Origin of the sequence: Kocuria sp. p3-SID1428 (assembly GCF_025149945.1) — a bacterium.
Lineage (GTDB): Bacteria > Actinomycetota > Actinomycetes > Actinomycetales > Micrococcaceae > Kocuria.
This window is the reverse complement of sequence record NZ_JALXVH010000022.1, coordinates 37,087-45,234: the sequence shown is the minus strand read 5'-3', so window position 1 is coordinate 45,234 and position 8,148 is coordinate 37,087. Positions and strand designations below refer to the sequence as shown.

Below are 8,148 nucleotides of genomic sequence, written 5' to 3'. Positions count from 1 at the left end.
CCCCCCACGGGCGCTGTGATCGCTCAGCTGTCCATCAGCGATGGAAGCGGGATCAGAAAGGAGCTGCGGCTCAGAAGGAGGCGTAGTAGTCGGTCGACATGGCCGACACGGCGTGCACCTGGGTGCCCTGGCTCGGGTTCAGGGCCGAGATCATCTGGCCGTTGCCCAGGTAGATGCCGACGTGCGAGCCGCCGTTCTGGATGACCAGGTCACCCGGCTGCGGGTTGGAGGTCGGGGTGCCGGCAGCGCCCTGTGCGGCAGCGGTGCGGGGCAGGCTGATGCCGTTCTGGGCGTAGACGTACTGGACGAAGCCCGAGCAGTCCCAGCCAGCCGCAGTGGTGCCGCCCCAGACGTAGGGGGCGCCCTGGTAGGACATGGCGGTGCCGGTGATGCCCGAGGTCGAAGCCGAGGAGGCGACCGACTGGGTCGACAGGCCCTGCGAAGCAGCCGGAGCCGAGGAGGCGGCCGAAGCCGAAGCGGCCGGAGCCGACGAGGCGGCGGAGGCGGCCGGAGCCGAAGCGGCGGCCGAAGCCGAAGCGGCCGGAGCCGACGAGGCGGCGGAGGCGGCCGGAGCCGAAGCGGCGGCCGAAGCAGCCGGAGCCGACGAGGCGGCCGGAGCCGAGGTGACGGCCGAAGCAGCCGGAGCCGAGGTGGCGGCCGAGCCGTTGCCGTAGGTGTAGGTCGCGTTGCCGTTGGCATCGAGCGTCCAGGAGAAGTTCCAGCCGGCGGCGGCGGCGGCCGCGTTGTCGAGCCCGGCCCAGGAAGCGGGCAGGTCGCCGGTGTAGCTGGTCGGGGCGGCCGAGGCCGGAGCGATGGTGGCGGCAGCGGCGAAGCCGGCTGCTGCGAGGCCGAGACCGGTGCGACGGGCGGCGGTGGTGATGTTCTGCATGGCTTTTCCTCCAGTGTGCCTACGGGGTGAGCTGTCGGGTTCGGATCTGAAGGATCCGGCCGAGGCTCGGAAATGGGTGGACAGCCTCGGCTTCACCCCAAGGCCCGCGTGTTCTCGCGAGCCGGGAAGTGGGTCCCCCGTTCCTGCCAGGTCCGTTTAGGGATCTTCACCGGGCGGCAGCAGGATGCGGCGATCCGCCCGGGAGCGCCGCCCGTCCGAGCGGCACGAGAAGAACAGTAACGAACAGGTCACGGTTTGTCACGGGAAAATAACGTGACGGCATCCATAACCGCCCCTCGCGAGCCGTCCGGGCACGCAGAAGGCCCCGCGCGATCCGGCATCTCCCCTGGTCAGAAGGGGTATGGCCGGATCGGCGCGGGGCCTCGGCATGAGACCCGCCACAGTTGAGCAGTCTCGTGATCCGACGGCAGATCACCGTGAGGTCACAGTCGGATCGTCGCCGCTCACCGTCGCGAGCTCACCAGGTGCCCCAGTAGGACTCCTCATAGGACTCGGCCCAGTCGTTCTCCCAGAAGTCGACGTCCTGGCCGGCAGCGCTGTCTGCGTAGCCCTCGGTGGTCTCATCCCACGAGTAGCCGAAGGAGGACTCGAGCACGGAGCCCGAGTAGCCCTCGGGGCCCTCGGCGTAGCGCTCGGCCACACGCTCGGTCGCGCGATCGCCGTAGTAGGTGCTGAAGAAGTTCTCCGAGTCCTGCTCGGTGATCTCGTTCCAGGACTCGGCCTTGGACTCCGACTGGAAGGAGCTGGTGTACACCGGGTTCGCCCCGGTGCGCTCGAACTCGGACTCGACGGTGCGCTCGGAGAACTCGTCCGAGTAGACATCAGAGAACGAGTAGTCGCCCTGGGTGAAGGTCTTCTCCGCGTAGAAGCTCTCGTGCGAGGTGGTGGTGACCGTGCGGCCGCTCTCGGTCGGGGTCGGCGCGGCCATGGCCGGGGCGGCCGAGGCGGCGCCCAGACCGATCAGGAGGGCAGAGGCGGTCAGAACGGAAGTGCGACGCATGGTGGTGGTCTCCTCGGTTTCGTCGGTGAGGGCGATCGCTGCAGATCAGCGGCCCCGAGTCGGACATCCCCCAGCTCACACCACGCTCATGACCCGGGGGAATACGACGGCTCACCATTGCCCTTCCGAAGGTTCACCCCGCGTTCACCTGCGGCGATGCCCGCCCGCGCTCAGGACGCGACAGCCGACTGGAAATCCAGGATGTGCTCGCGCAGCAGCTCGGCCGCGACCGGGTGATCACCACGGGCGGCGGCATCGAGGATCGCCCAGTGCTGCGCCTGCAGCCTGCGACGCAGCTTCGGCCAGTCCCCGACCCGAGCCACGCCCTCGGCTACGTAGCCGACCACCGCCGTGCGCAGCGACGTCAGCGTGGTCACCAGCACGACATTGCCTGACAGCTCGGCGAGGGTCACGTGGAACTCCGCGTCCAGGGCATGGAAGGCCTCATCGGGGATCTGCTCGTCCAAGCGCTGCAGGATCCGCCGGGCGCGCCCGCAGATCTCCTGGTGCCCCTGCGGGGCCGCAGAGTCGGCCTGCGACATGGCCTGGGTCTCCAGCACGATGCGCGTGTCGACGATGTCCCTCATGGGCAGGGCGCGGGTGGCCACGTGCATCCGCAGCGCCCACCCCAGGGCCCGCGACGGCTCCGCGATGACCGTGGCCCCGGAGCGCGGACCCGAGCCGACCTCCGTGCGCACGAGGCCCAGGACATCCAGCACCCGCAGCCCCTCGCGCACCGAGGCCCGGGAGATCTCGAACTGCTCCGCGAGCGCCCGCTCACCGGGAAGCTTGTCGCCGACGACGAGGTCGCCGTCGCGCAGGCGCTGCTCGACCCACTCGAGCACCGCGGAGTGGGCGGCCCCTCGCGGCCGCGGCGCTGCGTGCACGAGAGCGCGCGGCCCGATCGAGGACTCCGTCACTGGACCGGCAGCATCCAGGCCAGGACGTTGGACTGCAGGAAGACCAGCAGGCACAGCGCCAGCAGCATGCCGACCGACCACGGCAGCACCTTCTTGAAGATCTCGGACTCCTGACCCGGCATGTTCACCGCGGTGGCGGCGATGGCCAGGGACTGCGGCGAGATCATCTTGCCGACCACGCCGCCGGTCGTGTTGGAGGCGACCATGAGCGCGGGATCCAGGCCGGCGCCCTCGGCGGCCGTCTGCTGGAGGTTGGAGAACAGCGCGTTGGCCGAGGTGTCCGATCCGGTCACCGCGGTGCCGACCCAGCCGAGCACCGGGGAGAAGAAGGCGAAGGCCGCGCCCAGCCCGGCCACGAACGTGCCGATCGCCAAGGTCTGCCCGGAGAAGTTCATGACGTAGGCCAGCGCCAGCACGGACACGATGGTCAGCGCCGAGAACCGCATCTTGTATATGCAGGCCGCGATCTCCTGCAGGCCCTTGCCCAGAGTCATGGGGAAGCGGCCGCCGTGCGTGAACACGGAGTAGATCACCGTGACGAGCAGACCCGTGATCAGCAGCAGGGTGCCCGGCGAGGACAGCCACTGGAAGGTGTAGACGGTCGAGCCGATCGCCTCTCCTGCGGAGTCGACCAGTCGTCCGTCCAGCCCCGGCCAGGGGATCTTGACGTCGGTCGCGGCCAGAGCGGCGGGGATGTTCACGCCGGCGGTCCACAGCTTGGCGATGCCGAAGACCACGACCACCAGCACGTAGGGCACCACGGCCATCCACACGCGGGCCGGGGTCAGGTCCGAGACGGAGTCCACGTGCTCGATGCCCAGGCGGTCCTTGGCCTCCATGGCCCCGCGGGGGCGCCAGAAGCGCAGCAGCACGACGGCCGCGGCCAGGCCCACCAGCGCGGCGACGACGTCGGTGAGCTCATAGGAGAAGTGGGTGGAGGTCCACCACTGGGCTACGGCGAACGAGGCGCCGATGACCAGGGCCGCCGGCCAGGCATCGCGCACACCGCGCATGCCGTCGATCAGCAGCAGCAGGAACATGGGGACCACGAGCGCGAAGAACGGGGCCTGATGGCCGACGATCGCGCCGATGTGCGCGGAGTCGATCCCGGTCAGCCGACCGGCGGTGGTGATCGGGATGGCAACGGCGCCGAAGGCCACCGGCGCGGTGTTGGCGATCAGCACGACCGTGGCGGTCTTCAGGGGCTTGAGCCCGATGGCCATGATCATGGTCGCCGTGATGGCCACCGGCGCGCCGAAGCCGGCGAGCGCCTCGAGGAGACCGCCGAAGCAGAACGCGATGAGGATCGCCTGGATGCGGACGTCACCGCCGCCGATCGAGTCGAAGATCGAGCGCATGTCCTCGAACCGCCCTGCCGCAACGGTCACCTGGTAGAACCACAGCGCCATCACGACGATCCACACGATCGGGAACAGGCCGAAGGCCGCGCCCTGGGTGGCCGTCAGCAGCGCCAGATCCACGGGCATGTCGAAGCCGAGCATGGCGACCAGCAGGGCCGAGGCCAGCGCCGCCAGCCCGGACAGCCAGGCGCTGCGCTTGAGCCCGACCAGGCAGGCGAAGAAGACAAGCAGCGGGATCAGGCCGACCAAGGCGGAGAGGCCGAGGCTTCCGCCGACGGCATCCACCTGTGCTGTGTAGGTGTCCACGAGGACCTCCGGTAGGTGTGATGAAGGAGGAGCTGACGGGATCGACAGCGGTCTCCAGTGCGACGAGAGTCACGTTCGGGTATGGTCTGACCACACGATCCCGACGAGACTGTACATGATGCGCATCACACCGCGAGCGTCGTCGGGAAGAAGATGTCCGGGAGGGCCCATGAGGATCGCACTGTTCGCCACCTGCATCGTCGATGCGATGTACCCCAAGGTCGCGCTGGCCACCGTCCGCGTGCTGGAGCGCCTCGGCCACGAGGTGATCTTCCCGCCGGGGCAGGGCTGCTGCTCCCAGATGCACGTCAACAGCGGCTACATCGACGGCGCGCTGCCCGTCGTGCGCAACCACGTCGAGGCGTTCACCGCCGCCGACTACGACGTCGCGGTCGCCCCGTCCGGCTCCTGCGTGGCCTCCCTGGGCCACCAGCAGCCGATGATCGCCCGGGAGTGCGGCGACGAGGCCCTGGCCCAGCGCGCCGAGGAGGTCGCCGGCCGGACCTACGAGCTCTCCGAGCTGCTGACCGACGTCCTCGGTGTCACGGATGCCGGCGCCCAGCTCGGATCGTGGTTCCCGCACCGGATCACCTACCACCCGTCGTGCCACGGCCTGCGCCTGCTCGGACTGGGCGATCGACCGACCCGGCTGCTCTCCTCCGTCCAGGACCTCGAGCTGGTCGAGCTGCCCAACGCCTACGAGTGCTGCGGCTTCGGCGGCACGTTCTCCTTCAAGAACCCGGATGTCTCCGGCGCCATGGCCGAGGCCAAGCTGCGCGACATCGAGCGCACGGACACCGAGCTGTGCGCCGGCGGCGACGCCTCGTGCCTGCTGCACCTGTCGGGAGCCGCGCACCGCCGCAGGACACCGGTGCGCACCGTCCACCTGGCCGAGATCCTGGCCTCCACCCGCCAGAACCCCCTCGAGCTCGACGACATCGCCGAGCTTTCGATCCCGCAGGGCACCGCGTCGATCGGCCCGCGCGCCGAGGCCCCCGCCGTCGAGACCACTGAAGGAGCCGCACGATGACCGCCGTCCAGCTCGGCATGCCGTCCATGCCGCCCGCCTACGGAGTGGGCAACCTCTACGAGGAGTCCCCCTTCCCCGCCCACGCGCGCGACGAGCTGCGCGATGAGCAGATGCGCGCCAACATCGGCCACGCGACCCACACCATCCGCGCCAAGCGCAACCGCGTCGTCGGGGAGCTGCCGGACTGGGAGGAGCTGCGCGACGCCGGCGCGGCCGTCAAGCAGGAGGTCGCCGCGCGCATGCCCGAGCTGCTCGAGCAGTTCGAGGCCAACGTGACCGCCCGCGGCGGCATCGTGCACTGGGCCCGCGACGCCGAGGAGGCCAATCGCATCGTCACCGACCTCGTGCGGGCCAAGGGCGTCGACGAGGTCATCAAGGTCAAGTCGATGGCCACCCAGGAGATGGGCCTCAACGAGCACCTGGACTCCGAGGGCATCCGCGCGATCGAGACCGACCTGGCGGAGCTGATCGTGCAGCTCGGCGAGGACAAGCCGTCGCACATCCTGGTCCCGGCCATCCACAAGAACCGCGACCAGATCCGCGAGATCTTCTCCCGGAAGATGCCCGGGCTGACCCGCGAGCTGACCGACGAGCCCGCCGTGCTGGCCGAGGCCTCCCGGCGCTACCTGCGCGAGAAGTTCCTGGACTCCACCGTGGCGATCTCCGGGGCGAACTTCGGCATCGCCGAGTCCGGCACCCTCACGGTGGTGGAGTCCGAGGGCAACGGGCGCATGTGCCTGACGCTGCCGGAGACCCTGATCACCGTCATGGGCGTCGAGAAGCTGCTGCCGCGGTTCTCCGACCTCGAGGTCTTCACCCAGCTGCTGCCGCGCTCCTCGACCGGCGAGCGCATGAACCCCTACACCTCCATGTGGACCGGGGTGAGCGAGGGCGACGGGCCGCAGGAGTTCCACCTGATCCTGATGGACAACGGGCGCTCGGCCGTGCTGTCGGACCCGGCGGGCCGCGACGCCCTGCGCTGCATCCGCTGCTCCGCCTGCCTCAACGTCTGCCCGGTCTACGAGCACGCGGGCGGCCACGCCTACGGCTCCGTCTACCCCGGGCCCATCGGAGCGATCCTCTCCCCGCAGCTCACGGGCGTGGCCGCCGCGGAGAACGACTCGCTGCCGTACGCGTCGTCGCTGTGCGGGCGCTGCTACGAGGTGTGCCCCGTGAAGATCGACATCCCGTCGATCCTGGTCCACCTGCGCGACGAGGACGTGCGCACCAAGCACGGCGAGCGCCGCCGGGAGGAGAGGGCGCAGAAGGACACGGCCCAGCGCTATGAGGCGGAGGTGCTGGAGCAGCACGCGCACAATCCCGAGGCCGCGCAGCCCCACGCCAAGCCCGAGATCCCCCAGGAGGGCTCTGCCGGCACCTTCCTGCGCCGCGTGGTGGCCCGCACCCAGGAGGCCGTGCCCTCGCAGATGGACCTGCTCATGCGCGCCGCCGGCCTGGCGATGTCGTCGGGGACCCGGATGCGTCTGGCGGAGAAGGCCCTGCCCCTGGGGCGGGCCGCCACGAAGCCCATGGGCGGACTGAGCTGGATGCCCGGCGTGGTCGGCGGATGGACCCAGGAGCGCGACATCCCCGTGATGCCGCGCGAGTCCTTCCGCAGCTGGTGGCAGGACAACGGGGCCGGAACCGAGCAGCGCCGGCAAGAGGACCTGGGCGACACGAACCTGGAGACCGCCACGCAGCCGATTCCCGTCGAGGGCCCCTCGCTGGCCGGTCGCACCGAGGACGGCGCCGCATGGGGCTCGACCGCCCAGGAGGTCCGGGCCCGCCGCTCGGGCCGCGTCCGCCCGGAGACTCCCCGCGAAGGGGAGATCGCGGGCAGCGAGCTCAGCGAGCGCACTGTCGGCGATCCCGCGGACCTCACCTTCGGCATCGACAGCCGCAGCACCGACCCGAACCAGGAGCAGGCATGAGCCCCGCATCGCAGTCCGAGGCCCGCACCGAGATCCTGGCCCGCATCCGGGCCTCGATCGCGGATTCCCCGTCGGCTCCGCAGATCCCGCGGGGCTACCGCCGCAGCTCCGAGCTGAGCCGCGAGCAGATCGTCGACATGCTCGAGGACCGGCTGATCGACTACAAGGCCGAGGTCCACCGGGAGGACCTGTCCTCCCTGCCGGGGCGCCTGGCCGAGCTGCTGGGCGAGAGCTCCGTGCTCGTGCCGGAGGGCCTGGAGGAGTCCTGGCTGCCGCAGTCCCTGAACAGGGTCCGCGATGAGGGCCCGGACGGCGCTCCCCTGACGGCGCGGGGGCTCGACCAGATCGATGCGCTGGTCAGCTCCTCGACCGTCTCGTGCGCCGAGACCGGCACGATCTTCCTCACCTCCGCCCCCGATGAGGGCCGCCGCGCGCTGAGCCTGGTGCCCGATCACCACGTGTGCATCGTCGGGCTGGACACGGTGGTCGAGCTGATCCCCGAGGCCTTCGAGCGGATCGGCCCGGACCGCCCGATCACCATGATCTCGGGGCCCTCCGCGACCTCGGACATCGAGCTGGAGCGCGTCGAGGGCGTGCACGGCCCGCGTCAGCTGGATGTGATCCTGCTCGATCGCAGCTGAAGCCCGCAGCCCGCTCCGTCACTTCCGCTGGCGAAGGACGGGGCGGGCT

The 8,148-nt window shown here is 70.4% G+C and carries 7 protein-coding genes and 1 riboswitch; of the genes, 3 read left to right on the top strand and 4 right to left on the bottom strand.

Translation table 11 applies throughout. The annotated features are described in order from the left end of the window. Nucleotides 1–70: 70 nt before the first annotated feature. From M3E84_RS06595 to M3E84_RS06580, 4 genes are all read right to left on the bottom strand, one after another. Nucleotides 71–889: a C40 family peptidase gene (locus M3E84_RS06595; RefSeq protein WP_259895424.1), complete on the bottom strand. Its 819-nt coding sequence runs from the start codon at nucleotides 887–889 to the stop codon at nucleotides 71–73. Nucleotide 890: 1 nt separating this feature from the next. Beyond that, a riboswitch (cyclic di-AMP (ydaO/yuaA leader) is annotated at nucleotides 891–1,062 on the bottom strand. 305 nt (nucleotides 1,063–1,367) lie between these two features. Beyond that, the gene (locus tag M3E84_RS06590; protein WP_259895423.1) at nucleotides 1,368–1,910 is read right to left on the bottom strand and encodes a hypothetical protein; all 543 of its coding nucleotides are present in this window, start codon (nucleotides 1,908–1,910) and stop codon (nucleotides 1,368–1,370) included. A gap of 170 nt (nucleotides 1,911–2,080) precedes the next feature. Continuing rightward, complete coding sequence (locus tag M3E84_RS06585; RefSeq protein ID WP_259895422.1) at nucleotides 2,081–2,830, bottom strand: FadR/GntR family transcriptional regulator; 750 nt, start codon at nucleotides 2,828–2,830, stop codon at nucleotides 2,081–2,083. Then, nucleotides 2,827–4,497, bottom strand: a complete 1,671-nt coding sequence (locus M3E84_RS06580; protein WP_259895421.1) for an L-lactate permease — start codon at nucleotides 4,495–4,497, stop codon at nucleotides 2,827–2,829. The genes M3E84_RS06585 and M3E84_RS06580 overlap by 4 nt, the downstream gene beginning before the upstream one ends. A 169-nt stretch (nucleotides 4,498–4,666) precedes the next feature. On the opposite strand from M3E84_RS06580, the gene M3E84_RS06575 reads away from it, so the two are divergent. The 3 genes from M3E84_RS06575 to M3E84_RS06565 are packed head-to-tail and all read left to right on the top strand — an operon-like array spanning nucleotide 4,667 to nucleotide 8,099. Continuing rightward, entirely contained in the window at nucleotides 4,667–5,527 is an 861-nt protein-coding gene (locus tag M3E84_RS06575; protein WP_259895420.1) for a (Fe-S)-binding protein, read from the top strand. Beyond that, nucleotides 5,524–7,458: a LutB/LldF family L-lactate oxidation iron-sulfur protein gene (locus tag M3E84_RS06570; protein WP_259895419.1), complete on the top strand. Its 1,935-nt coding sequence runs from the start codon at nucleotides 5,524–5,526 to the stop codon at nucleotides 7,456–7,458. Before M3E84_RS06575 ends, M3E84_RS06570 begins: the two co-directional genes overlap by 4 nt. Next, the gene (locus tag M3E84_RS06565) at nucleotides 7,455–8,099 is read left to right on the top strand and encodes an LUD domain-containing protein (protein WP_259895418.1); all 645 of its coding nucleotides are present in this window, start codon (nucleotides 7,455–7,457) and stop codon (nucleotides 8,097–8,099) included. Before M3E84_RS06570 ends, M3E84_RS06565 begins: the two co-directional genes overlap by 4 nt. The last annotated feature ends 49 nt before the right edge of the window (nucleotides 8,100–8,148 follow it).

Excerpts from the sequence above, each read along its gene's own strand:
- M3E84_RS06570 (WP_259895419.1), top strand. The coding sequence starts at position 5,524 with ATGACCGCCGTCCAGCTCGGCATGCCGTCCATGCCGCCCGCCTACGGA.
- M3E84_RS06565 (WP_259895418.1), top strand. The coding sequence starts at position 7,455 with ATGAGCCCCGCATCGCAGTCCGAGGCCCGCACCGAGATCCTGGCCCGC.
- M3E84_RS06595 (WP_259895424.1), bottom strand. The coding sequence starts at position 889 with ATGCAGAACATCACCACCGCCGCCCGTCGCACCGGTCTCGGCCTCGCA.
- M3E84_RS06590 (WP_259895423.1), bottom strand. The coding sequence starts at position 1,910 with ATGCGTCGCACTTCCGTTCTGACCGCCTCTGCCCTCCTGATCGGTCTG.
- M3E84_RS06575 (WP_259895420.1), top strand. The coding sequence starts at position 4,667 with ATGAGGATCGCACTGTTCGCCACCTGCATCGTCGATGCGATGTACCCC.